The sequence below is a fragment of the Oscillatoria nigro-viridis PCC 7112 genome (assembly GCF_000317475.1).
Lineage (GTDB): Bacteria > Cyanobacteriota > Cyanobacteriia > Cyanobacteriales > Microcoleaceae > Microcoleus > Microcoleus nigroviridis.
In genome coordinates this window covers 4,589,647-4,613,951 of sequence record NC_019729.1, presented here as the reverse complement: position 1 = coordinate 4,613,951, position 24,305 = coordinate 4,589,647, and the positions used below count along the sequence as shown (strand labels likewise).

The 24,305-nt window shown below is 45.2% G+C and carries 23 protein-coding genes; 9 read left to right on the top strand and 14 right to left on the bottom strand.

The window, feature by feature from the left end; all coding sequences use genetic code 11:
• Positions 1-239: 239 nt before the first annotated feature.
• Entirely contained in the window at positions 240-1,427 is a 1,188-nt protein-coding gene (locus OSC7112_RS19390; RefSeq protein WP_015177495.1) for a tetratricopeptide repeat protein, read from the top strand.
• 134 nt (positions 1,428-1,561) lie between these two features.
• On the opposite strand, the gene OSC7112_RS19385 is transcribed toward OSC7112_RS19390, so the two are convergent.
• A complete protein-coding gene (locus OSC7112_RS19385; RefSeq protein WP_015177494.1) occupies positions 1,562-2,272 on the bottom strand; it encodes a carbonic anhydrase in 711 nt (236 codons plus the stop codon).
• 234 nt (positions 2,273-2,506) lie between these two features.
• On the opposite strand from OSC7112_RS19385, the gene OSC7112_RS19380 reads away from it, so the two are divergent.
• Positions 2,507-3,322: an MOSC domain-containing protein gene (locus OSC7112_RS19380; RefSeq protein ID WP_015177493.1), complete on the top strand. Its 816-nt coding sequence runs from the start codon at positions 2,507-2,509 to the stop codon at positions 3,320-3,322.
• Between the two features lie 7 nt (positions 3,323-3,329).
• Here the strand turns inward: OSC7112_RS19380 and ylqF are convergent, their stop codons facing one another.
• Both ylqF and OSC7112_RS19370 read right to left on the bottom strand, forming a co-directional pair.
• Positions 3,330-4,196: a ribosome biogenesis GTPase YlqF gene (gene ylqF / locus OSC7112_RS19375; RefSeq protein WP_015177492.1), complete on the bottom strand. Its 867-nt coding sequence runs from the start codon at positions 4,194-4,196 to the stop codon at positions 3,330-3,332.
• 298 nt (positions 4,197-4,494) lie between these two features.
• Entirely contained in the window at positions 4,495-4,908 is a 414-nt protein-coding gene (locus OSC7112_RS19370) for a universal stress protein (protein ID WP_015177491.1), read from the bottom strand.
• Between the two features lie 183 nt (positions 4,909-5,091).
• Between OSC7112_RS19370 and OSC7112_RS19365 the strand changes: the two genes are divergently transcribed.
• Entirely contained in the window at positions 5,092-6,291 is a 1,200-nt protein-coding gene (locus tag OSC7112_RS19365) for a phosphoglycerate kinase (RefSeq protein ID WP_015177490.1), read from the top strand.
• A gap of 76 nt (positions 6,292-6,367) precedes the next feature.
• Here OSC7112_RS19365 and OSC7112_RS19360 read toward each other — a convergent pair whose 3' ends face one another.
• A complete protein-coding gene (locus tag OSC7112_RS19360; protein WP_015175270.1) occupies positions 6,368-7,771 on the bottom strand; it encodes an RNA-guided endonuclease InsQ/TnpB family protein in 1,404 nt (467 codons plus the stop codon).
• A gap of 45 nt (positions 7,772-7,816) precedes the next feature.
• On the opposite strand from OSC7112_RS19360, the gene tnpA reads away from it, so the two are divergent.
• On the top strand, positions 7,817-8,230 hold the full coding sequence (gene tnpA / locus OSC7112_RS19355) for an IS200/IS605 family transposase (RefSeq protein WP_015175269.1): 414 nt from the start codon (positions 7,817-7,819) through the stop codon (positions 8,228-8,230).
• Positions 8,231-8,516: 286 nt separating this feature from the next.
• Entirely contained in the window at positions 8,517-9,233 is a 717-nt protein-coding gene (locus tag OSC7112_RS19350) for a pentapeptide repeat-containing protein (RefSeq protein WP_015177489.1), read from the top strand.
• A 208-nt stretch (positions 9,234-9,441) separates the two neighbouring features.
• Here OSC7112_RS19350 and OSC7112_RS19345 read toward each other — a convergent pair whose 3' ends face one another.
• The 4 genes from OSC7112_RS19345 to OSC7112_RS19330 form a co-directional block, all read right to left on the bottom strand.
• Positions 9,442-10,107 (bottom strand): response regulator, encoded by a 666-nt coding sequence (locus tag OSC7112_RS19345; RefSeq protein WP_015177488.1) that lies wholly within the window; start codon positions 10,105-10,107, stop codon positions 9,442-9,444.
• A gap of 322 nt (positions 10,108-10,429) precedes the next feature.
• Entirely contained in the window at positions 10,430-11,764 is a 1,335-nt protein-coding gene (locus OSC7112_RS19340) for an EAL domain-containing response regulator (RefSeq protein ID WP_015177487.1), read from the bottom strand.
• 575 nt (positions 11,765-12,339) lie between these two features.
• On the bottom strand, positions 12,340-12,609 hold the full coding sequence (locus OSC7112_RS19335) for a hypothetical protein (protein ID WP_015177486.1): 270 nt from the start codon (positions 12,607-12,609) through the stop codon (positions 12,340-12,342).
• Between the two features lie 223 nt (positions 12,610-12,832).
• Positions 12,833-14,737, bottom strand: coding sequence for a serine/threonine-protein kinase (locus tag OSC7112_RS19330; RefSeq protein WP_015177485.1), 1,905 nt, complete (start codon positions 14,735-14,737; stop codon positions 12,833-12,835).
• Positions 14,738-15,041: 304 nt separating this feature from the next.
• On the opposite strand from OSC7112_RS19330, the gene OSC7112_RS19325 reads away from it, so the two are divergent.
• The 3 genes from OSC7112_RS19325 (at position 15,042) to OSC7112_RS19315 (ending at position 17,420) form a co-directional block, all read left to right on the top strand.
• Positions 15,042-16,595 carry a phenylacetate--CoA ligase family protein gene (locus OSC7112_RS19325; protein ID WP_015177484.1) on the top strand — a complete coding sequence of 518 codons (1,554 nt, stop codon included), beginning with the start codon at positions 15,042-15,044 and terminating at the stop codon, positions 16,593-16,595.
• An 85-nt stretch (positions 16,596-16,680) separates the two neighbouring features.
• Complete coding sequence (locus OSC7112_RS19320; RefSeq protein ID WP_015177483.1) at positions 16,681-17,097, top strand: XisH family protein; 417 nt, start codon at positions 16,681-16,683, stop codon at positions 17,095-17,097.
• On the top strand, positions 17,085-17,420 hold the full coding sequence (locus OSC7112_RS19315; RefSeq protein ID WP_015177482.1) for a XisI protein: 336 nt from the start codon (positions 17,085-17,087) through the stop codon (positions 17,418-17,420). Before OSC7112_RS19320 ends, OSC7112_RS19315 begins: the two co-directional genes overlap by 13 nt.
• A 41-nt stretch (positions 17,421-17,461) precedes the next feature.
• Here the strand turns inward: OSC7112_RS19315 and OSC7112_RS19310 are convergent, their stop codons facing one another.
• The gene (locus tag OSC7112_RS19310; protein WP_015177481.1) at positions 17,462-18,193 is read right to left on the bottom strand and encodes a Uma2 family endonuclease; all 732 of its coding nucleotides are present in this window, start codon (positions 18,191-18,193) and stop codon (positions 17,462-17,464) included.
• Between the two features lie 289 nt (positions 18,194-18,482).
• Positions 18,483-19,571 carry a ParB N-terminal domain-containing protein gene (locus OSC7112_RS19305; protein ID WP_015177480.1) on the bottom strand — a complete coding sequence of 363 codons (1,089 nt, stop codon included), beginning with the start codon at positions 19,569-19,571 and terminating at the stop codon, positions 18,483-18,485.
• 169 nt (positions 19,572-19,740) lie between these two features.
• On the opposite strand from OSC7112_RS19305, the gene OSC7112_RS19300 reads away from it, so the two are divergent.
• Positions 19,741-19,977 carry a hypothetical protein gene (locus OSC7112_RS19300; RefSeq protein ID WP_041622628.1) on the top strand — a complete coding sequence of 79 codons (237 nt, stop codon included), beginning with the start codon at positions 19,741-19,743 and terminating at the stop codon, positions 19,975-19,977.
• A 44-nt stretch (positions 19,978-20,021) separates the two neighbouring features.
• Here OSC7112_RS19300 and OSC7112_RS19295 read toward each other — a convergent pair whose 3' ends face one another.
• The 4 genes from OSC7112_RS19295 to OSC7112_RS19280 all read right to left on the bottom strand — a co-directional run bounded on the left by OSC7112_RS19295 (position 20,022) and on the right by OSC7112_RS19280 (position 24,196).
• The gene (locus tag OSC7112_RS19295; RefSeq protein ID WP_015177479.1) at positions 20,022-20,951 is read right to left on the bottom strand and encodes a ParB N-terminal domain-containing protein; all 930 of its coding nucleotides are present in this window, start codon (positions 20,949-20,951) and stop codon (positions 20,022-20,024) included.
• Positions 20,951-22,453, bottom strand: coding sequence for an AAA family ATPase (locus OSC7112_RS19290; protein ID WP_015177478.1), 1,503 nt, complete (start codon positions 22,451-22,453; stop codon positions 20,951-20,953). The genes OSC7112_RS19295 and OSC7112_RS19290 overlap by 1 nt, the downstream gene beginning before the upstream one ends.
• Positions 22,454-22,635: 182 nt before the next feature.
• Positions 22,636-23,688: a fatty acid desaturase gene (locus OSC7112_RS19285; protein ID WP_015177477.1), complete on the bottom strand. Its 1,053-nt coding sequence runs from the start codon at positions 23,686-23,688 to the stop codon at positions 22,636-22,638.
• A gap of 244 nt (positions 23,689-23,932) precedes the next feature.
• Positions 23,933-24,196, bottom strand: a complete 264-nt coding sequence (locus tag OSC7112_RS19280; RefSeq protein ID WP_223300649.1) for a hypothetical protein — start codon at positions 24,194-24,196, stop codon at positions 23,933-23,935.
• Positions 24,197-24,305 lie beyond the last annotated feature (109 nt).

Here is a 24,305-nt window from a genome sequence, read left to right as displayed (position 1 = left end):
AACCCCTATCGGGCCCTCACCTCTACCGTAGGGAGGAACCGAAAGAGGTAGGATTTCTCATGAATCGTCGGAGTTTGAGGCTTTTTAATATCTCAAAAGAGTTAACCCACTTTTTCTAAGGAAGAAAGGTACTTACGCTCCAACCAAAAGGGAAATAGGAGAATCTTTTCTGGGACTTTTTGTGTTTTACTGGTAAAAAAATTACAATAATTTTGTGAAACGAGGAAAGTTGGCGCCCGATGAATCTGACTCTGTGCACGATCGTGAAGAATGAAGAGGCAACACTGTCGCGGACTTTGGACAGCGTTAAGGGTGTTGTTGACGAAATTGTGGTGGTGGATACGGGCTCGGGCGATCGCACCCGTGAAATTGCCCGAGAATCCGGGGCGAGGGTTTATGACTTTGAATGGTGCGACGACTTCGCAGCGGCGCGCAACGAGTGTCTGAAGCACGCCCAGGGCGACTGGATTTTGGTGTTGGATGCCGATGAGGTTTTGGTACCGCAGATTGTACCTCAGATTAAGCAGGCAATTGCGAGCGATCGGCTGCTGCTAATCAATCTCATCCGCCAAGAAATCGGTGCCTCTCAATCTCCCTATTCCCTAGTGTCGCGCTTGTTTCGCAATCGCCCCGACATCCGCTTTTCTCGCCCTTACCATGCCATGGTAGACGACAGCGTGGCTGAGATTTTGCACAGGGAACCAAATTGGAAAATAGCTTCTCTCCCCGATGTGGCGATTTGGCACTCTGGTTATCAAAAAGATGCGATCGCCGCAAAAAGTAAATTCCAAAAAGCTCAAGCAGCAATGGAACGCTATATCGCTTATTATCCAAACGATGCTTATGCTTGTAGCAAATTAGGTGCGCTGTATGTAGAAAGCGGGCAAATCGGGCGGGGCATTAATTTATTAACCAAAGGCTTGACTGCCGAGACCATAGATGATTCTATTGTTTACGAACTCAACTATCATTTGGGAATTGCTTATCGCCAGCAGCAGCAGTTTGCCAAAGCAAAAGAACACTATCAAGCAGCAATTAACACAAATGTGTTCCCGCCCCTCAAGTTGGGCGCTTACAATAATTTGGGCAATTTGCTCAAAGAGGAAGGAGATTTGAAAGCTGCTGAAAAAGCTTACAAAGCAGCTTTAAAAATTGACCCCAATTTTGCAGCAGGTCACTACAATTTGGGACTGACGCTGAAGGCAGCCGGAAATTTAGCAGATGCGATCGCCTATTACCGACAAGCGATAAAAATCGATCCCGAACACGCCGAAGCTCATCAAAACTTGGCAGTAGCCTTGCTGAAAATTGGCAAAATGCCAGAGAGTTTAGCAGAATTCAAAAGAGCGATCGCCCTTCACGAACAGCGCCGCCCTTTTGAAGCAGAACGCCTGCGCCGGGGACTGCAAGAAATGGGTTTAATGTAACTGAAATTATGGCTTTTACGGGCGGGATCTCCTGCCCAACCCCTACTCCCCACCATCAAATTCTCGGATTGTGGAACAGCCCGGAAAACCTTTTCATTAAAAATATTCCAAGATATGAGATGCAACCAGCAAAATCAAGCAATTATATCTACTTTGCCGCTATCCAAATCGTAGCGGCCCCCAACAACTTTAAGCTTGCCCGCTTTCACTGCTGCTGCTAAAAGAGGCGACGAGGATTGTAACTTATTTACATTCATTTTCACGTTAGCTCTGACTGCGTTATCCCAGGCATCGCCTTTTTGACCTTTGGTCGAATCAACTGCCGGTTTAATCGCCGCCACCAAAGTGCTAATGTGACCGGGCACAGCTTTGCCATCTAAAGCTGCTTTGACAGCACCGCAGCGTTCGTGACCCAGAATTACTAATAGCGGCACGCCTAATTCTAAGGTGGCATATTCTATATTTCCGAGTACCACATCGTCGAGAAAATTTCCAGCTACTCGAATATCAAATAAGTCCCCTAATCCTTGGTCGAAAATAATTTCGGGAGCAACCCTCGAATCAGAACAAGCCAGGATGGTTGCAAACGGATGTTGACCCTTTGCTACTTCTACAATTCGCGATCGAGCTTGGTCGGGAAATGTCCGTTTTTGCTCAATGTAGCGTTGATTCCCCTCGATCAATTTCTGGAGAGCACCCTCGGGAGTAATGTCAGAAATTTCCTCTGCATTTGCGGGTTGGACTTGCAAAAGCACAGGTGCAAAGCTTGCCGCCACCATCCCTGCACCAGCCCTCAAGATTAAATTCCGTCGCGAAATCATACCTGTTCTTTCGCTTTTAGTCATTGCTTGCAACTCGGTTCAATTGTTTGTATTTGTTAGCATAATATATACCCCAAGCTCAGCCAGACTTCTTTAATTTTTCTTTACACGCAGCTCCGGCACAATGTAAACTTCAAAAAAGTTGCCCATTTTTATTTCATTCATATTTTATTTAGTAAAGTCAACTGCCGTCATCCTTCTGCAGGCAGGGGATGCTAGAATGTATCTAAAACGAGAATTATTTATCAATGGCTCGAAATGTCATACGTCGCCAGCATTCATATCTATCCGGTCAAGTCCCTTGACGGCATAGCAGTCAGTCAAGCAACTATTCTAGCCAGCGGAGCTCTAGAAGGCGATCGCTCTTTTGCAATCTGCGATGCAGCAGGAGAATTGGTTAACACTAAGCACAACAGCGGAGTCTGTTTTCTACGCTTATCCTTTGACATACAAAAGAGAATTGCCGGGCTAAAAATTCAAGGCACCGAACAAGAATTTTTTTTTCATGTAGATAGAGAACGCTTGGGAATAGAATATTGGTTGAGCAACTACTTCGGTTTTCCCGTCAAGTTAATTGAAAACTTGCTGACAGGCTTTCCCGACAATACCGCTGCACCAGGGCCAAGCATTATCAGTACCGAAACAATTGCCGAAGTTGCATCTTGGTTTCCGAGAGTTTGCGTTAACGAGATGCGCCATCGCTTGCGAGCTAATATTGAAATAGGAGATGTCCCGGCTTTTTGGGAAGACCAACTTTTCTCACAATCCGATGAAATTGTGAGGTTGAAAATAGGGACAGTAATATTTGAAGCTATTAATCCCGGTGAGCCATGTATCCTATCTACGCGAAGTTATGGGGCGAAAGCAGGCGACCCAAATTTTAAAAATATACTAACAGCCAAGCAGAAGGAAATCATGCCTGACTTGGTTAAAAAAGGGCATTTAAATCACTTGAGTCGGCTGATAGTTAACACGCGAATCGCATCGCAAGCAGCAGAAAAAATATTACATATAGGAGACGAAGTTCAAATTATCACCGTCAGCAAATCCCTATTTAATACCATTTCTGATTAGTTGTAGGTTACGAGTCTGCTCGATCCGGCGGCAACTCCAAAGTAAGTTGACCCAAAACACCAGTTCTAAAATCGTTTAACATCTGTCGCGCTGTTCGTTCGACATCTCCTTTATACCTGTCTTTTGCTACCTCGTGCAAATAATCTTCACCATTACTAGAGGCTGCATCTAATTTATACCTGGATTTGAAACCAGATAGTGATATCAACGTGTCATCAGCCGCTTCCAGCCCTTGAAGCAAATCTACCATAGCCGCGGCTACTACCTGATTGTCGTAAGCTGCTTCACCAATATCTTCGCAAATAGCTAATTTTAGGGCATTTTCTTGATTGTTAATTCGGGTTGGGATCACTCCGGGGGCATCTAATAATTCAATTTCGTCAGAAATGCGAATCCATCGGAGCGATTTAGTTACCCCAGCTCTGCGCGCACTATCCACAACTCTCCGCCCTAACAGCCGATTAATTAAAGCAGATTTTCCCACATTGGGAAATCCCATTACCACTGCCCGGACTGGACGGGGCAGCATACCTCGATCGAACCTTCTTTTATTTAGCTGCACCCCAGCATTCTGCACCGCATCCGCCACAGCGTCTACTCCTTGACCGTGCTCGGCATTAGTAAAATACGCAGTTTCCCCCTGGGTCTCAAACCATGTTTCCCACGCCTCGCGCGCGCGAGGCGTAATCATATCGATGCGGTTGATGACCAATACTCGCGCCTTGCCGCCGACCCAACTCGGCATTTGGGGGTGATAAGTAGCCAATGGAATGCGGGCATCTCGGACTTCGAGCACCACATCTACCCGTTTTAGCTGTTCTTTTAATGCCCGTTCAGCTTTGGCAATGTGACCGGGATACCATTGAATTTTCATAATAAGAAGGAAAAAGGAAGAAGGAAGAAGGAAGAAGGAAGAAGGATAAGTGTCAGGAAAGAGAGAATCACAAAGGAAGGAACTAGGGAGGCAATCAGGAAGTAAGGAATCAAGAAGTAAGGAGGTTAGAGGTTCGAGGTTCGAGGGAAAAGGGAAAAGGGAAAATGAAAAAGTAAGCTGTTAGGTATCTAACTTAAACTGCTGAGATTAAGTAAAAAGAAAGAGTTTTCTTTCTGGCTTCTTCCTTATTCCCTCGAACCTCTTCCTTCTTCCTTCTTCCTTCTTCCTTCTTCCTTTCTTAAGGCACAATCAAAACTGCACAAGGAGACAGATTGATCACCCGATTGGTAACGCTGTCAGACGCCCCATCATCGGTTAAACCCATCCCCCGACAGCCCATCACAATCAAATCGGCCCCAATTTCGTCAGCCACATCGCAAATCGTGAAAGCAGGTTTGCCTTCCCGTTCGATGATTTCAGCTTCAATTCCCTGCTGGGAAAACATCGATTGGGCCTCAGAAAGAAGTTTGGCGACTGCTTCGGGGGAAGTCATCACCTCTCGCGCGGGAGCGTCGCCCTCCTCGGCTGGAGGCTCGACTACCGAGAGAATAACTAAGCGAGAGCCGTAGGTTTTCACGATATTGACCACCTTTTCGGCAGCTTCGCGGGCTTCTCGGCTTTGATCTACAGGAAATAAGACAGTCTTGAACATACTGCGCATCTCCGGGACGCGGACTCCGATAAAATGTTTACGTTGAGCCAATCAGTGCCGTTTGTTTCATCTTCCGTTTTTTGTACGGACGCGGTTGAATGCGTCCGAGGCCCAAGTGCAAGTGACCAGTGCCGCCATTTCAACGGAATTCGACCAAAACACACATATTAGGAGGTTAATCCTGTGACAAAAAAAACTGTAGCAAATTTATCGGCATCGGACTTATCGGGCAAACGGGTATTGGTGCGGGCGGACTTTAACGTGCCGCTCGACAACGGTAATATCACCGATGATACTCGCATCCGGGCTGCTCTGCCGACAATTCAAGATTTAGCGTCCAAGGGCGCTAAGGTGATTTTGTGCAGCCACTTCGGCCGTCCCAAGGGTGTGACGGAGAAGTTGCGCTTGACGCCGGTTGCTGTGCGCCTCTCGGAATTGTTGGGCAAAGAGGTTAAAAAGACTGACGACTGCATCGGTGATGAAGTCGCTGCTACAGTTGCCGCGATGCAAGATGGCGATGTGCTGTTGCTAGAAAATGTCCGCTTCTATCCAGAGGAGGAGGCAAACGACCCAGAATTTGCTAAGAAGTTAGCTTCTGTGGCCGATTTGTATGTCAATGATGCTTTTGGTACGGCTCACCGGGCTCACGCTTCTACTGAGGGCGTTACTAAGTATCTGAGTCCTTCTGTGGCTGGGTTTTTGATGGAGAAGGAACTGCAATATCTCGGCAGTGCGATCGACAATCCCCAGCGGCCTTTAGCTGCTATAATCGGCGGTTCTAAGGTTTCCAGCAAGATTGGAGTCATTGAAAAACTGCTCGAAAAGTGCGACAAACTGCTGTTGGGCGGCGGCATGGTTTTCACGTTCTACAAAGCTCGCGGCTTGAACGTGGGCAAGTCTTTGGTGGAAGATGACAAGCTGGAACTGGCTAAGTCTTTGGAAGCTAAGGCGAAGGAACGGGGAGTTGCTTTTCTGTTACCTACTGATGTGGTAGTTGCTGACAAGTTTGCTGCTGATGCTAACACTCAAACTGTCCCTGTTGAAAGCATCCCTGACGGTTGGATGGGTTTGGATATCGGCCCGGATTCAGTAAAAACTTTCCAAGAAGCTTTGGCCGATTGCAAAACGGTAATCTGGAACGGGCCGATGGGCGTGTTTGAGATGGAGAAGTTTGCTGTAGGAACTGAAGGGATCGCTCGTTCTTTGGCTGGACTTACTAAAACTGGTACTACCACAATTATCGGTGGTGGTGACTCGGTTGCTGCTGTGGAACAGTTGAATTTAGGCGAACAAATGAGCCACATTTCTACTGGTGGCGGTGCTAGTTTGGAGCTGCTAGAAGGTAAGGAATTGCCTGGTGTTGCTGCTTTAGATGAAGCTTAATTAAGTTAAATAGGGCGGGCAAAGCCCGCCTTGCTGGAAGCTGGTGTGACATACTCCCACATCAAACTGAGTACAGTTATGATGTGGGCTTCTTAGCAGCCCGATGAAGGGTGTGCAAGATTTCCTTTACGGTACTGTCATCCATAGTTCCCACCACAGAAAGATTCCCGCTACGGCGTTTTATACTTGGGAAAATGTCCAACCCAAGTCTCTTTAGATTTATCGCAGCATTAATATCGCGATCAACCATCAGAGAGTTTTGCTCATCCCAATAATTCCGTATCCCACAATCGGTAAAAATGATTTCATTCCGATAGCACAGAACCATTGAAGTATAAGCAGGTTTTTGCGAAACGACGACTGATCCAGCTTTTTCGGCTATGTATTCCAGCGTCTTGAAAAATTGACCGAACGCAGCATCCAACCAAGATTTATTCAATCCTGATTTTGCTGATTGACCGTTCGGAAGGTAATTACCCTCATCGTCTTGCTTAACTTTATTCCGCTTTGTTAAGCCCTTTAAGTTCAAATCTTCGTGAAAGAAAAACTTAGCTCCAGACTTGACAAGTTTGTGAGCCGTTTTGTAATGGAAGTCTTGGCGAGAACGCGCTATTTTTTGGTGTTGTCTCGCTTCTTTTTTGGCTAATTTTCGTCGAGATTTAGAGCCACGTTTTTGCTTATTCCGCTTCCTTGAAATGCGGTCTAACTTAGATTGGTTTTTACGAAGTGGTTTTAACGAAGGCAACTTTTCGCCCGATGATGATGCCAGGTAGACATCTTCATGCAGTACCGCATCCAACCCGATCGAGTTGTTCCAGTTTGGGGTAATTTTATCAGGAATAAACTGCGGTACTGAAGCGTCTTCAAGCATTATTTGGATGAACCAACCGTCAGCCTTCCTAGTTACGCTGATTTGCTTGACGCTAAACCCATCAGGGATTAGACGGTGCATCCGAACTTTTATGATGCCTAGCTTTGGCAGTCGGATATAAAGCCAATTCTTACGAACCAACTTAATCCAGTCGCTGTTAGCTGTAGAAAAAGTCATCGTCCGGTAGTCTGCCTCAGTCTTGAAGCGGGGTTTACCCGATCTTCCGCCCTTACTATCCCCTATGACAAACCGCTCGAAAGCTTTGTCTACTCGCTTAGAGACATCTTGCAGTACGGTTGAATCTACCTGCTTAAAATCCAAAAGTTCGCCACTATGAAAAACTTTTACTAGGTCTTTCTTAATGACGGGCAATTGTTGTTTTTGGGAGTAGTAGTTGGGCTTCGCACGGGGCGCAGAGATGCTAGCAATCAATGGACAAGCATTTATAGCAGTGCGGTTCATCTCCCACCAATCAAATCGATCACCTAACTGTCGATTATACCAATAGCGACAGATTCTCAGCCAATGGTTGAGGGTTAACTTTTGATTAGTGTCGGGATAGAACTGGTACTGGTAGGTCGCTTTCATTGCATCGTAGCCGATACGCATTAATTAGTGTTAATTTATCAGAGAATGTTGTTTGGTGTCAAGTCTATGAGTACAGATTTTATCCATAAAGCCAGAGGAGTTTCCGATCTCAAGTGTCATTTAGTGTTGACAACCAAGTATCGGCGGAAAGTTCTGACCGATCAAATGTTGTCTAGGCTTGAGGAAATTTTCAAGAACTTAATGGAAAAATGGGAAGGAAGATTGGTAGAATTTAATGGTGAGCGTGACCACGTACATTTGCTGCTTCAATATACACCGCAAACTGAACCAAGTAAGCTTATCAACAATCTTAAGACTGTATCTAGTCGCTATTTGCGGAAAGAGTTTGTAGATGAAGTTGAAAAAGTTTACTGGAAAGATGTTTTTTGGACAAATGGATATTTTATTGCTTCATGTGGTGGCGTGACGGTTGAGCAATTAAAGAAGTATATTGAGGGGCAAGATAGACCTGTAGAATAAGATTTGTTCGTCTCGTCATCCATCTGTCCACCGCTCAAAGCTGCGCCTTGAGATTGTGGACAGATGGAATCCTCGTCTCACGCGCCTTTCATCCCACACCAACCTTGATCGGTATGGTGTGGGGATTCCCGTCTGTCTAGCTAAATCCTTGGCTGCGAATCAGTTTTTTGAAGATTTACCGCAGAGGGCGCAGAGAACGCAGAGCAAGAGAAAAGAGAGAAGGATATGGGTTTAAAGTCTACAGTTTGCTAGTATAATTTGTTTGAAGTAGCAGTGAGGTTTGTTTGTGAAACTTAAACTCTTGGCAACTGTAACGGCAAGTTTAGCTTTGTTTGGGCTGGCAGCTCCCGTTAAAGCTCAAAATCCAGATCATGTTAGGCAATTGCTGGAAACTAAAGAGTGCGAAGGCTGTGACTTGAGAAATGCTGATTTGTTCAAGGCTAGCTTGTACAGAGCTAATTTAAGAGGAGCGGATTTAAGCGGAGCAAATCTCTATGAAGCTAATTTGCTAGAAGCGGATTTAAATGATGCTAATTTGGCAAATGCTAACTTAGTTAATGCCGAGATGTACGGTGCTGAATTAAATGGTGCTAATCTGCGAAATGCGGATTTGTCTAATGCTTTTTTGGGGCGAGCGAATCTGACGAGTGCTGATTTGCGCGGTGCTAAACTTTTTAAGGCAAATCTGGGGGAAGCTTATCTGCTGCAAGCTAATTTGTCGAATGCCGATTTGAGGCGTTCGCTGCTGTTTAGAGTTAATTTGAATCGTGCGAATTTAAGCGGAGCTGATATGTCTTTCGCGGATGTGCGCGATACTAATTTGCAGAATGCTATTTTGTCAAATACTCGGCTTCCTCGGGCTCAATTGACCGGGACAAATATTGATGCGGCGAATAACGTGCGGCAGGCTGATTTGGAACGTGCCAACTTGCGAGGTACGAATTTGGGGCCAGGGGTTTGCGCGATCGCTAATTTTCCTTATTGTGTTTTTAATGTCGAATAATCTGCTGGCTGAGTGCGTCAGCCTCCATTTTTTTGGCAGCTACGGCAGTTTTTGATTCCGCGCAAAAACTGATAGAAGCCCGCGACTTAAGTAGTGGAAAGGTCAAAATTTTAGACTAAAGTTTTAGCTCCCAGATGAATCTTCTGTAGAGTAAATCTAAAATCTAAAATCCACTGGCTGGCTGGCGCACCCTAAGTTGAGATACGAGCTAAGTTTGAGGTGGTTTGTATCCTCTTTCTAGGGCAAATCTCACAAGCTGGGCACGATTTTCTAACTGTAATTTGCTGAAAATGCTGCCTAAATGAGCTTGCACAGTCCGGGGGCTAATAAACAGCCGATCGCTAATTTGTTTGTTAGTATAACCCTGGATAACCTCCCAAAAAACTCTTTCCTCGGCTGGTGTTAAAGGCAAAGGTGCAGGTGCTGGCAATACTGCCACAAATTGTGGTTCCACGGCCCTACCGCTAGAAGTTTGAAGCAGTCGGACAATCTCGGCGTGAATGCGGTGAGAGCGCTCTAACTGCGCCTTTACCTTAGCTAAAATTTCTTCAGACTGAAAAGGTTTTACCAGATAATCGTCACCGCCGATCGAATGACCTTCAACTTTTGACTCCAACTCGCCTTGACCCGACAAAAATATAAAGGGGACTAATTGTCCCAAACGGGTAGTTCGCAAACGGCGACAAAACTCAAACCCGTCCATTTCCGGCATCATGACATCTGAAATTACCAAATCTGGGGGGGCATTTTCAAAAATCGAGAGCGCCTCAACCCCTGAAGTAGCGCATTGCACCCGATATCCTTGGCTTTCCAGGTACATTGCTAAGACTGTTTGACAGTCTGCTTCGTCGTCAACCACTAATATTCTTTCCATGACAGGCTTGCACCAATTCCAGTTGGACAGTTCTTGAAACTGTCAGTCCCAAAGTAGGAACTTAATTGAGTTTACCTGCTGTCACTTGATAAAAGCTCGCAATTTCAAGACCCCACACTTTCTCAAATAGTCCAATTAGGATCGCCTCGCGCATAAAAGGGGAAGCAGTAGAGCAATATGGGGAACAATATCCGTCTTTGATTCGCCTATCATCAAAAGCTACCAGTTTTTACGAGGAAGCGTCAACTTTTATGCAAAAAATAGAAGGTAAAAGAAATAATTTTATCGTATTATACAGAAATATTGGTGACACTCAAACTATTCATAGACCCGACATTGAAAGGTTTTTAGATTTTTCTGGTTCGGACACAGGTACAAAAGGGACAACGCGACCAGGTGCTGCTGGGGGCGGCGCGAACAAACTCGGGGCGGCAACCAACATACTTTCAATTATCGCTGCTGGTTCGGGGCGACTGAACAGATACCCCTGCATGATATCGCACTGATGTTGTTTCAAAAAATCTAGTTCTGCTTCTGTTTCCACTCCCTCAGCAATGACAGTCATGTTCAAACTGTGACCCAGTAAAATTACTGCTGTAGTAATAGCAGCATTTTGAGTATCTTCGTTGGCATTGCGGACGAAAATTCGATCGATCTTTAAACTGTCAAAAGCAAATTGCTTGAGATATCCTAAAGTAGCGTAACCGGTGCCGAAGTCGTCAATAGCAATCCGAATTCCTAGAGCTTTTAGTTGGTTTAAAGTAGCGCCTGCTACTGTCGCATTTTCCACCAAAGCGCTTTCGGTCATTTCTAATTCTAAATTAGCAGGCTCCAAGCCTGTAGTTTCCAATATTTGAACGATTCGCGCCTTGAGTTCCGGGTCGGACAACTGCCGGGCCGACAAGTTTACTGATATTGTAAAAGGCGAAAACCCCGCCGCCAGCCAACTAGCGGCTTGAGCGCAAGCTGAAAGCAGTACCCACTCGCCAATCTGAATAATTAAACCTGTTTCTTCTGCTAATGGAATAAATTCGCAGGGAGAAATTATACCTCGATCGGGATTTTGCCACCGCACTAAAGCCTCGGCGCCGATAACTTTGCCGGTAGCAATATTCACTTGCGGCTGATAGTATACCTGAAACTCACCTTGTGCCAAAGCGTGGCGCAGCAAAGCTTCGAGAGCAAACTTTTCAGGAGAGAGGGTTGTAACCTTGGTGGAGTCGTTAACTAAATCTTTGAGTCTGGCTTCTGCTTGGTGAAGCGCGACTGTCAGCGGTTGAGTAATAGTTTGCCGTTTCAAGACGCGAGAAGCAATGGAGCCCAGCAATTCAGCCTTGGTAAACGGCTTTGTCAAGTAATCGTCTGCCCCCAATTCCATCCCGCGACGAAAATCGGTTTTTTCACTTTGAGCCGTGAGGAAAATAAATGGAATTGTAGCAGCTAGGGAGTTTTGCCGCAGCGTCCGCAACACGTCATAACCGTCGAGTTCCGGCATCTGCACGTCGCACAAAATTAAATCTGGTATCTCCGAAAGTGCCATCTGCACCCCAGCTCGACCGTTTTCGGCCGCAATGACCCGGTAGCTGTGAGATTCCAGGAGTTGCAGAAGAGTTTCCCGGATTAATTCGTCGTCTTCAATCACCAAAATTTTGAGCATGATAATTAGATAACAGATGGCACTATATATCTGAACCTGACTAACTCTAGCATACTCAAACTAGCCAATTAATAATTGGGCCAATTAGCCAATAAATGATTAGCCAAATGGCTGAATACTTTCCCTCGGTTCTTAAGTCACAATCAAAGAACTGCCCAAATTGGGAAGATTTCGATCTTTTTCAAGAGCAAAAAACTGCTGCGCCCGACTCGTTTGATAAACTTTTATTACAAAAGCCTCTATATTTCTCATAAAAAAAATTAGCCAACAGTTTCAGTGCGCCGATGGCGGAAATTACTCAGGCTATGACTTATATGATGTCGGGTTAATTGTTCATAATTAGTCCGTGTTTGTACTGACAACTAGAGTTTTCTATCAATGGATGAATCAGGACGCTGGGTTCTGATTCATCCAAAAAAGGATACTTGCTTTCAGACAACAGCCGTGGAGAGATAAAAATTTTAGATTAAGGTTCAATCTACCAGATTTATCTGTGAAGTAAATCTCAAATCTCAAATGGACTAACGGAGAACTTAATTATGGTTCTCTAACCGGAAATCCTACGATGCGCTGCCTTAATTCACAGGCTTAGTGGAATTCGCGCAAAACTTTTCATCTACAATTGCAGAAGTGATACTGACAGCGTGCATTGATGATGACGGAATTATCAGGTCTTGCGGAACAACCACGGTCTTTTTACAAACAAGCTCGCTACTGCCTACAGAGGCAAAGTTCCAAGCATAAAATTCGGGAGTGCTGACTGTCGCATTGGCCGGATGTAAACCTAGTGCAGTCACTAATACTAATCCAAAAGTCACTAAAGCTACGATCGCGAATCTCAGCATATTCTTTGTTTGAACAGGAAAACTTACCCGATCGGTATTACCTTATTATTGCCTGGGTGGATAGAGAGCGTCAATCGATTGCGCGATTTTAGATTTGAGATTTTAGATTTTAGAGGCGACCCCACGGATAAATACGTTCGGCTCTTTATCGGAGACAGGTTTTTTATTTCTGGACGGATGAATCCGGGGGCTTGTATCCTGGATGCTCGATCGTCAATAGCAGTTATTCCGCAGTCAGGTTCAACTCGTAAGCGATCGGCTCAGATGCTTGAGAAACTACCACGAATTCATAATAACCAGCATCATCCAGCAATCCAGACCAACTAAGTCCCTCTGCATCTTCCAGCAAAGCTCGCGCGCCCTTTGTCCGCCCCGGAGTATAAATTGACAGTAGAGTAGATTTGCGCGGTGCTTGCAAATTCACGCGCAAAGTTTGATTTTGAGCGAACCTGGCAATGTAAGCTTTCCCTTCTCCTGGTTTGAGATTGCCTGTGAGGCTTTTGCTCTTCGATAGGCGGTCAAATTCAACGCTTTCGACATTTGCTCCAGCTTGTAAGGCTTCGAGTTCGTCGGCGGTAATTGCTTGCCAAATTTGTCCGATCGGCAAACCGATGAGATTGCGATCGCGCGGCTGTTCTGGAAACCAATAAAAGAACTTAGCATCAGCCAAATCGTACAGAGCCCGACTGCTCAAATTCAGCTTGTTAACCTCAGTTTTCCAGCGATCGATATCACTGGTGTCGTAACTGCCCAACCGCGCTCTAGCGTCGCTGCTGAGATTTTCCAGCTTGTCGAGCAACTCGTCGCCGATTTTCTGCCACCTTTCGCGCCACTGGCGATCTTCCTCGCCTTCTTTTAACAATCGTCCCCCCAATTCCGGGTATTTGGCATAGAAAGTCTCGTCCACAAGGTTGACGTAACCGTTATAAAATCGATCGGCAATTTTGAGCTTGACAAAGCGATCTTGCAAAGCATCTTCTTGCTCCTGCTTCGGGCTTGAAGGCTGGGGAACTTTCTGCACTTTTGATTGCAGATTTAACAAAGAATTGCCCGCAAACCAGCCAACTCCCCCCATACTTAAGAGCACCGCCACCACGAACAAAACCATTTTCCAAGCAGGCATCTTTTGCTGATTGCCAATAGCAGCAATTCGCACCGGAGTTCCCGGCAGTTTTGGCACGGGGGCGGGCACTGGTATAGGCGAGAAATCCGGCGGCTGCGTCATCCCAAAATCCGGGGCTGGCGGCAAAGGCGGCTGTAAAGGCGGATTGCCGGAGAGAGCGAGCATTACTTCGCGAGCCGAGGAGTAACGCTGGCTCGGCTGCTGAGCAAGCATTTTATCCAGCACCAGGGACAAATTCGGAGACAGAGAACATTCCGCCCGCCAGTTCCAATTCAGCGTCTGGCCCTCGAGCAATTGATGCGGTTCCTTCCCCGTCAGCAACACCAAAACCGTGGCCGCCAGAGCGTACAAATCGCTGTGGGGAGAGACGATTCCCATCTGCATCTGTTCGACGGGAGCATAGCCGAGCTTGCCGATGCGAGTCGCGGGGGCGGGAGTGCCGTTAGCCTCAGCAAACAGAGACTCTACGGTGGCGGCGACTTGTTTGACTCCGCCAAAGTCGATCAGCACGGGCATCCCGTCAGAACTCCGCAGAATCAGGTTGTCCGGGGAGATGTCGCGGTGAATCACTCCCAAAGAGTGAATGTATTCGAGCACGGGCAAAATCTGCTGCAGCAGTTGATTGATTTCTGCTTCTATAAACCGCAAACCCTGACGCTTGCGGGCGTCTAGCAGGAAGCGGTAAGTTTGACCGGGTACGTAGTCTTGGACGAGAAATAGGTAGCCTCGATCGCTGATACTGACGCGGAAGAGTTCGCGAAAGCGCGGGATTTGATTGTGTTGCAGCTTGTAGAGAACTCCTGCTTCCCGCTCGAACAGTTCCTCGGATTTTTGTAAAGCGTAACTTCCGTGTACTTGGGGTGCAAATTCTTTTAAAACGCAGGGTTCGTTAAATCGGTGGGCATCTTCAGCGAGGTAGGTGCGCCCGAAGCCTCCGTGTCCCAATTCGCGGACGATGCGGTAGTGATTGTGGAGAGTTATGCCGGGGTAGATGGGATTGTTCATTGGAACTTGCTGCGTCGGATTTTCACGCTTGACTGAGACTACGAGTTTTGGGCGATCGCTGAATTAATCTTGCCATAGTGTGTCAGTGTTTATTAGTCGATCGGCAGCTTGGCTATCCCGTGTGGTTATTGTGAAAACAGCGGTTTCGTGCTATGGAAGTTTATCTACTGCGCCATATTTTCGATCGACCTCAAAATGTGTTCAAATTTTTAGTGTCCAGCCCAATGTGCGATCGGGTCGCGCCGCGCTACTAATTGAATCTTGAGCGATCGAGGTGCAAAATACGCATTTTAAGGAGCAAATCATGCAGCCAGAACAGCGTCAGCGAGCAATTGGGGTGTTTGAAGAGTTTTTGAGGGCGCCGCTTGAGGAACGATTGCAACACCAGCAGAATCGAGTTGCCGAAGCGGGGGCGATTCCCTACGGGATAGCTGCGCTTCACGCGCTTTTTCAAAAAGTCGCGGCCACAGTACCAGCTTACCAGACTTTCCTAGCTGAACATAACATCAATCCCGCCTCAATTCAAACCTTTGAAGACTTCCAAAAATTGCCGCTAATTACCAAAGAGAATTATTTACGCTGTCACCCGCTACCTCAGTTGTGCTACCAGGGCAAATTAGAAACTTGCGATTTCATTGCTGTTTCATCGGGATCGACAGGAAAGCCGACATTTTGGCCGCGTTTTATCAGCGACGAGTTGCAAATAGCAGCTCGTTTTGAACAAATATTTCACGACAGTTTTTACGCCGACAATCGTTCAACTTTAGCTGTGATTTGCTTTGCCTTGGGAACTTGGGTAGGCGGAATGTACACGGCAAATTGCTGCCGCTATCTAGCGAGTAAGGGCTATCCAGTTACAGTTGTGACGCCTGGGAATAATAAGACTGAAATATTTCGAGTTGTGCAGGAACTTGGGGAGCATTTTGAGCAAGTAGTTTTGTTGGGATATCCGCCGTTTATCAAGGACGTGATTGATAGCGGAATTGCTGGGGGTGTGGAATGGCAAAAATATCGAATTAAGATGGTGTTTGCGGGGGAAGTGTTTAGCGAAGAATGGCGGAGTTTGGTGAGCGATCGCACTAATTCTGACAATCTATATTACAACTCTGCGAGCCTTTACGGTACTGCAGATGCGGGCGTTTTGGGCAACGAAACACCGCTGAGCATTTGCATCCGCCGCTTTTTAGCAAACAATCCCGAAGCTTCCCGCAATTTATTCGGGGAATCGCGGTTGCCAACGCTGGTGCAGTACGATCCGAAAAGCCGCTTTTTTGAAGTGAATAATGACGGCACGCTATTATTTTCTGGCGACAATGGCATCCCGCTAATACGCTATCACATCTCGGATAACGGCGGTTTAATTTCTTACGAAGCCATGCTCAATTTTTTGGCTGAATGGGGATTTAACCCTGTGGCACGTTTGCAGCAAGCAGCAGGTATGAAAGTTTCTGATTTCCCCAGAGGAATTCGCTGCTTGCCATTTGTCTATGTATTTGGGCGATCGCACTTTACCGTTTCCTACTTCGGTGCTAACATTTACCCGGAAAATGTCACCGTAGGTTTAGAAGTTCCCACCATACGGGAATGGGTGACGGGAAAATTTGTACTGCAAGTCAAGGAAGATGCGGATCAAAATCGTTGTTTATCGGTGGTTGTGGAATTAGCAGCGGGGGTGGAGGGCGACGAGGAGATGAAGCAGGCGATCGCATCTTCAATTCTCGCGCAATTGCGGCGGCTAAACAGCGAATTTGCTAATTACGTGCCGCCAGAATATCAGTTACCTGTGGTGACATTAACTGCGACGGGCGATGCGGAGTATTTTCCGATTGGGGTGAAGCACCGATACACGCGGCAATAAGTAGTTTGAATTGATGAGCTATCAGTTTTCAAAAGTCTTGTGTTATTCTATAATTAGGGTGACATTTGATGGTTCAGCTTAGAATATGCCAGCAAAAGACATCTACCACAATACTGTCAGAACAGCTCTAGAAAAAGACGGGTGGACGATAACAAACGATCCGCTAACCCTAGAAATTGGCGATCGTTCACTCTTCGTCGATTTGGGTGCAGAAAAAATACTGGCTGCCGAAAAGCAAGGTCGCAAAATTGCTGTAGAAGTAAAAAGTTTTTTAAGTATTTCACCCGTTCATGACTTAGAAGAAGCTGTTGGACAGTATATTGTCTATGAAGATATTCTAGAGCTTTCGGAACCAGAACGTAATATCTATCTAGCTGTTCGGGAAGAAGTTTATCTAGATATTTTCTCGGAGCCACTGGGGCAACTTTTGTTACGAAAAAAAAGACTAAAACTAATTGTTTTTGATTCATCAAGGGAGATAATTATCAGATGGATAGACTAGATGAATATCGCCAAATTGTTCGCACTGTTTTAGATAGTTATGCCAGGATTCCTAACTGTTACGGACAAGTTAAAAACAGCGTTATTGTTGATAGCGAACAAAACAATTTTTTATTGATGCACGAAGGCTGGCAAGGGCCTCAAAGAATTCACGGGTGTATCGTCCATGTGGAAATTATCGACGGCAAAATCTGGATTCAACAAGATGGTATAGAAACGGGAATTACCGCAGAACTTGTAGAATTAGGAGTGCCTAAAGACAAGATAGTTTTAGGGTTTCATCCGTATCACGTTCGGCAGCATACGGGATATGCGATCGCCTAAACCAGCTTACAATACAGGAAACTTGAATGAAAGGACGATCGCTAAATTGTATCGGGGTCAATATTTAATTCTCGCAATTTCGCGGCCAGGCGATCGGCTCGTTGAGCCTCTTGCTCTGCCCGTTGAGTCTCGCATTCTGCAACCTCTTCAGGAGTAGGGACAAGCTCTCCTTCTGCTGTAAAGAAACGCAATTTTCCGCCACAAATTCCGAGACTCAAATCGAGCTGCTGACTCCGCAGATGGCCGAATTCGTTGGGTGCGATTGCTTCATATTCCCCGTCAACTAAATGAAACCCAGCTAATTCTAAAGTTTCTGGGTCAAACCAAAAGTAGTCGTGAGTGCGAAAAGTATCTTGATAGAGTTGTTTCTTAAAGTTTTTGTCTGTATCCGCTGTTTTGGGAGACAGGATTTCTACGATAATATTGGGGTACTTTCCCTCTTCATCCCAAACTACCCAGCTTTTCCGAGTTTTTCGTTCTGTTCCGAGTACAACAAAAAAGTCTGGGCCTCGGAAGTCTTTCGATTTGAGTTGCTTGGGACTGTAATAAATGGTGAGGTTCCCAGCAGCATAGAAATTGTTTCTATCTCGCCACAGCCATTCTAGACAGTTGAGGAGTAGGATTATTTGTCGGAGATGCAGTTCTGTTTCCACGGGAGGTTCGTCACTGTATAAATCGCCGGGCGGAAAAATAACATTTTCCGGTATCTCTTGTTCTGGTATCTCTTGTTCTAGTATCTCTTGGGTAGTAGCTAATTCTGCGGTTGCGGACATGGCTGCTGGGTGAGGAGTAAGAGGTTGTGTGTCTATTTTAGCAAGCTTTTCATATCTCTGCCGAGGACTATTCTGAAAGCCCGATCGCGCTTTGTGCGGAAACACGCGATCGAATACCGAACAATATGAAATCTGTTAGTATCGGAATTATTCAGATATCTCCGATCTTCATCTGCGTGAATCTGCGTCAATCCCTTCTCATCTGCGCTTGCTGAAATTCTCTTTTTTTCACCGCAGATGAGGGCAGATAAACACAGATTAACGCATTTAACTATTAGCAATTATCGTTTTATTGGTCGTCAGTTTGTCTGAGAGCCACGATAATTTCCGGCCGTTTCATGCGCGCGTAGCCCCGGACTTTCCTGTCTTTGCCGATCGCCTTCAACCGTCTCAGCGAGAGACTTTCGTAGTCTGCCTCTGGGGACGGAAACGGCAACTCCAACTGCAACTGCGGTAGCTGAGGTTTCTGCTGTGGTTTCGACTGCTTCTTGGGCTGCGTTTTTGACGGCCTTTTAGGTTGTGCCTCGGGCTGTATTTCTGAGTGCGTCGCTGCGCCTCCGAGTTGGCGACGGAGCGTTTCAATTTGATTTTTCAGGTCATTTTCTACGTCTTCAATCGCGTCGGAAACAAACAGATTAATTGTTTGGACTGTGCGTTCTAGTTTTCTTGACAGCAACTTTTCCAGTTCATCCAACTGTCTCAAAGCGGCTTCAAGATTCACCTCAGAAATAACAGCAGATGTCGGCGGACGGTTGCTGCTCGATTGTTCAATTTTTTTCGCCATTTTATCTACCTTTTCCTGAAATGCTTTTTCCACTTGTTCCAGCAAATGCTTAATCTGTTCTATTTGGTTGCGCTCAAAGTTCTGCTCAGTTAGAGCTTTTACGTGCTTTTTTAGCAGATCTTCATTTTTTTTAACTGATTGTTCTATTTGTTTTGTTAGACTATCTACCTTTTTTTGAAATGATAGCTCAAATTGTTGCAGTAGAGTCTCAATTTGTGCTGTTTTATGAGTCGGTTGCGAAGCTAAATGTTCCATTTCTGCTTGAGCAACAGCTACCTCCTCGTCGGTCATTTCAAATACCCACGCCCACATTTGCTCGATGCCGAGTTCTTTAGCAACAATACACCAATCTGAGCCGCAGACAACTTCATATTCTTCTTCGTTGCTGTAAGCTTCAGTGCGACGTACAATTAATGGAATCAAGTTGCTGCCTTGCTCGATCAGACTTCTCCTGATATCTTCGCGGCGTTCGCGGGGAATTTCGCCCCGCTGAGGCTCTGGTACTGCAATTTGGGAAGTGTAAATCTGACTGTGACTAATGGGCTTAATCCGCAAATATTCAACTATTCGGTTTTGATCGGACGATCGATCCATCTTGTTACAAGTCCCCTTTTGTCATTAAAATCTGGTGTTTGGGTATTTATGTATGTTTGCACTTTACAGCCTGCGTTTTAACGGATGCAGGACTAACCCAAGAACTCTAATTGTATTGTAAGGTGCGAGACAAACACCTTACCCAGACTGTGGTAAGTTAAAGGGCTTCTTGGCCTCAGTCTTCCAAGTCTGCGATCGAACTCGGTTATCTGGGGGAGATATCGCGTTGCTGCTGTACCTGTGCGGCTGGCTGTGCGGTGACAGCCCGGGCGATGGCGTCGGGCCGGAAGCCCGTGCTACGGCAAAAGTTACTGCAATTCCTAAAAAAAGCGACTGTGATGAGTTTAACTGGCTGTGGGACACCAACGATCCACTGCTTTACTCATCTTTACTTATTTTGGAGTAGAGACTCACTGAGTCAAAGTTGCCAGTGGCGACAGGAATTGCGAGTTATGAGTATTTGTGCCACTTATCAATTATTTTAATCATTGTTTTGTCGGCTAACCCTTTAACACGTTCCACCACATTTGCAAATGAGACAAACGGCCGCACATCTCGCTCTTTGAGTATTATTTGGATTATTGGAAGCTTCAAGCCAGCATCTTTCAAATTAGCCGACAGTTGATTTTTATCTAAAGTATTGAGTGCTTCCAACAGCGACATTGATTCGGAAGCTAAGTTTTCAACTTCGGGTATCCTCTCTACCACCGCTTGTTTTTCGGGTAGCGACTCTGATTTCAACTCATTAATTCTGTTTGCTATCCCAGCTTCAACTAACAGAGGTACTTGTTGTAAGAGTCGGTTTTCAAGCTCTTGTATACTCTGGGCTAAAACTTTTTGTTCGCGGGCGTACTCGGCTTTTAGTTCATTAATTTGATTTGCAAACTGGGCTTCAATATTTGTTAGTCGCTGTTCTAAACTAGATGGCTCTTGGGGAGTTTCATTTTCACATAAATTATGGACTTCGACCAAAGAAACAGGGTTTTTTATTAAATCTGCGGGCTGCGACGAAGTATTTTCGTAGAAAAACCCTGTTTCTGGGTTCTCAACTAAATTCTCAGTGATTGCGGTTTTTCTGAGAATTTCAAGTTGCTCCAGTAGAATTTTTTCATTTTCTTCTTCCAGGATGAATGCTCCGATTGTCTCGCCTTTGAGAGGTTCTATTTCCTTTGCTCTCGCCGCCGCGTAGTATTCAAAATCTCCGTCTACTATCTCGTAAGCATCCATACCTTTGCGGCGGACAATTATCGGATTAATCAATCCTCCTGAATCTAAAATCAGTCTCGCTAATTTCTCCAACTCAGGCTCTGCAAAATTGGAACGGGGAACTGCGGACGTAATTCTTTTCACTGCAACCAGTGACGGAAATAATTTTTTCATTAGTTTTTACCTATTTTTTCCAAAACTTCGATTGCTAGCATTTCAAATTCTTGGGAGGCGATGGAATCAGGCTTAAAGTCCAGCACTGAAATCGGATCGGCGATTTCCATATTTCCCACGATTTGAAATTGTTCTGCACACTTTGCCAAATCGTCTCTCTCGTAAATTACGCTGTCCATGATTTCAAGGCCGTAGCGTTTGGGAATTGTCTCCCTCCGCTTAGGCAAACTATACTGTACAAATTTAGCATTAGCTGAGATTTTGCAAGGGAGGACGCCTAAAATTGCGATCGGCTGTTTGCCGATTTGTTTTTTGAATCCGTTAACTTTTTTGATAAAATCCTTGACATTAATCAGTCCTTGATTGGCAAAAGGTTTTAAGTCCGAAGGAATAATTAAATAATCTGCCGTAATCAGGGCAATTCTGGCGTAAAGATTCAAAGATGGCGGCGTATCGAGCAGTACAATATCATATTTATCCTGTACTTCTGCTAGTTTGTGAATTACAATCATGCGGCTGTAATCTAGTTGATTGAGTTCCGTTTCATATTGCATTAAATCAATGTGGGAAGGAATCACATCAATTGCGGGATGGCAAAAACTTGATTTGCGTGCTACTTCGCCTATCGAGTAACCATCTTCTGACTCCAAAACGTGACGAATGTTGCAATCTTTCAAATCATCTTGTTCTTCATCCTCAAATTTTACTAGACCAGTCGCAAAGGTTGTATTTGCCTGACTGTCTAAGTCGATTACCAAGACTCTTTTACCTTGCTTGCTCAGCGCTGCGGCTAAATTGACTACGGTTGTAGTTTTGCCAACGCCGCCTTTATTGTGGTAAACTGCAATGATTTTCATAGTATTTTGCCTTTTTTGGGGAACGATTACATCGGATTTAACTTGAGGCTTAACTGGATAATTTTCAGGTATTTGTTCCGGTTCTGAAATTTGACTTGGCTCCGGTTCTGCAGGGACGGGATTGTTTTTTTGTAAGGGTACTGTACTAATTAACTCAGGAGTTACCAAATTATTTTGATGTTCTTTAAGTTGAAGATTATGTGGAATTTTTATATATTTTAAATTATCTCTGCCAATTAAACCTCGAATTTCATCAATTCTAGTTTCCACGTCTTGTCCAGCACACTTAAATACTAGCTGAATTTCTGAGGCGACTCTTTGGTAGATTCTAATTTCTTTAGCATTGGTAATCAATCCGTAGCGAATACTTAAACTTGTTAAGTAACGCTTCAGTCTCCTGACGTGGCGGTCTAAATTTTCCTTGGGATGTTTCGCCTCAATTATCACACTCATCGGCGAGTCTGCATCGAGAACTAGGGGAATAACTTGGGTGCCAAATGAGAGGAAGTCTAGACGAATATTCCCAAAAGTGACTTCTTGATGCCAAGTGTCGGGGGTATAGCCTAGTTTTGGTAGCAGATAGCTGACAATAAGTTTGCTTTCTACTTCGCTTTCGTTACGACAGTTATTGGGATTGAAAGTCATTCGATTTTAGATTTTAGATTTTAGATTTTAGATGGGGAATGACTGATTTAATAATGGTACGAATTGTGATGTTCACAGTAGGGCGCGCATTCCGCACCTTACAAAAGCTACGGATTGTAATATCGAAAAACCCGGTTTTGTTTGACAAACCGGGTTTTTCTGGCATTTATCGCGTTTAAAACTTACTTGGTTTTAGCGTTAAATTCCTGCAATGTTTGATAGCCACCAGCGGGATTGTACAAGTGACAGTTGTCGGCAATCCGCTTCATTAAAGACCAAGAAAATTCTGTTTCGTAGAGATGATCTTGCCAATTTTCCTTTAAGCTGCTGTGGGCGAGGCGCAAATTGTACCAGGGAATAGCAGTTGAAAGGTGGTGGGGAACGTGCACGTTAATGTCGTGGCACAGAAACTCTACCCAGCGGGGATAATCGCAGTGAACTGTTCCTGATAGTTGCGCTTGGGCTTCGTTCCATTCTTCGGGTTCTTTAAATGAAATGTCTGGTGCTGTGTGGTGGACGATCGTAAAAGTGCTCATCCAGAAATGGTAAACCATCCAAGGCACAAACCAAAATTTGACAAATCCCCAAATGCCTGTGGTTGCAATTAAAAGCGGAAATCCGATCGCAGCACCGATTAAAACGACAAAAACTGAAAACCGCACTTGTTCTTGTTTCTGTTTACCGTTGAAGCGCCACCACATAAAGTGTACTTTTGCCCAGTGGGCGATCGAGCCAATCCACCACATCCGACCGAATATTAAACTATAAGCTATTTGTAAAGCCTTGGGCGCGCCAGTGTAGTCTGCTGCTGTCATCGGGTGCCAAGCATTATCCTCACCAATTTTATTGGTGTGCTTGTGGTGGTAATTGTGTCCGTGCCGCCATGCGTGAAACGGATAAATTAACGGCAGAAATGCAATATGTCCGACTAAATCGTTTACCCAGCGGCGGTTAGCAAATGACCGGTGCCCGCAGTCGTGGCCGATCACAAAAAAACCGGTTAATCCGGTTCCTGTGAAAATCCACATTAGAGGTAGTAGAAACCAAGGAGAGACTGCTATGCCCCAGTAACCGACAGCAACTAAAAGAACGTTGACGATTACTTTTGTCCAAGCTTTGCGGGGGTTTTTGACGAATACTTCCCGCGGCAGGGTTTTGAGAATATCTTTGAGGCGCAGGTTGGAAGTGTCACTTGCGGATGTCAAATTTAGTGGTTTTTCGATCGATGCTGTCATAAATAGATTTCGATTCTCCGTATGCCATGAGCATGGCTTAACAAATTAGCGCAATAAAATGTCAGCTCGTTGCCAGCTTGTGGCAGACGAGTTGAGCAGTAGGCAAGCGCGTTTTAGCAAATGCTAGCGATAGCTATCCGCAGTTAGGAATTTCTAGCACTTTTGGCAAAAAATACTGCGGGTAGCAAAACCTTTGTTTTTATAACACAGGGGCAGCACAGTTAGCATTAGCGGCTGTTGTCTGCTAATTGCTGTTGCTACCAGAAATCGGGTCGAGAGCCGCCAAGCCAGCGATCGACCGTTGCTGTTTGAGGCTTTGCACTTCCAGCAGCAAGGATTCGATTTCCGCTTGCAAGTGCAGGAACTTAACTTGCTGGTCGGCTTGGTAGGGGCACTTCACCGAATCTACTTTGCGGGCAAAACTGGTCGATAGGGTAGAAGAACTAGCCATTTCGGGGTGGCTCGCGGTGACTTGAGGCCGGGAAAGAGTGGATGAATTATTTGACATTAGTAATTGGGTAGACATATCTACACATTCACACCATTAAGTTACTTTAACCTGAACCGATCGTATTAAACATCAAATTAACCGATCGAGCTAAAATTAGTGTAAATTC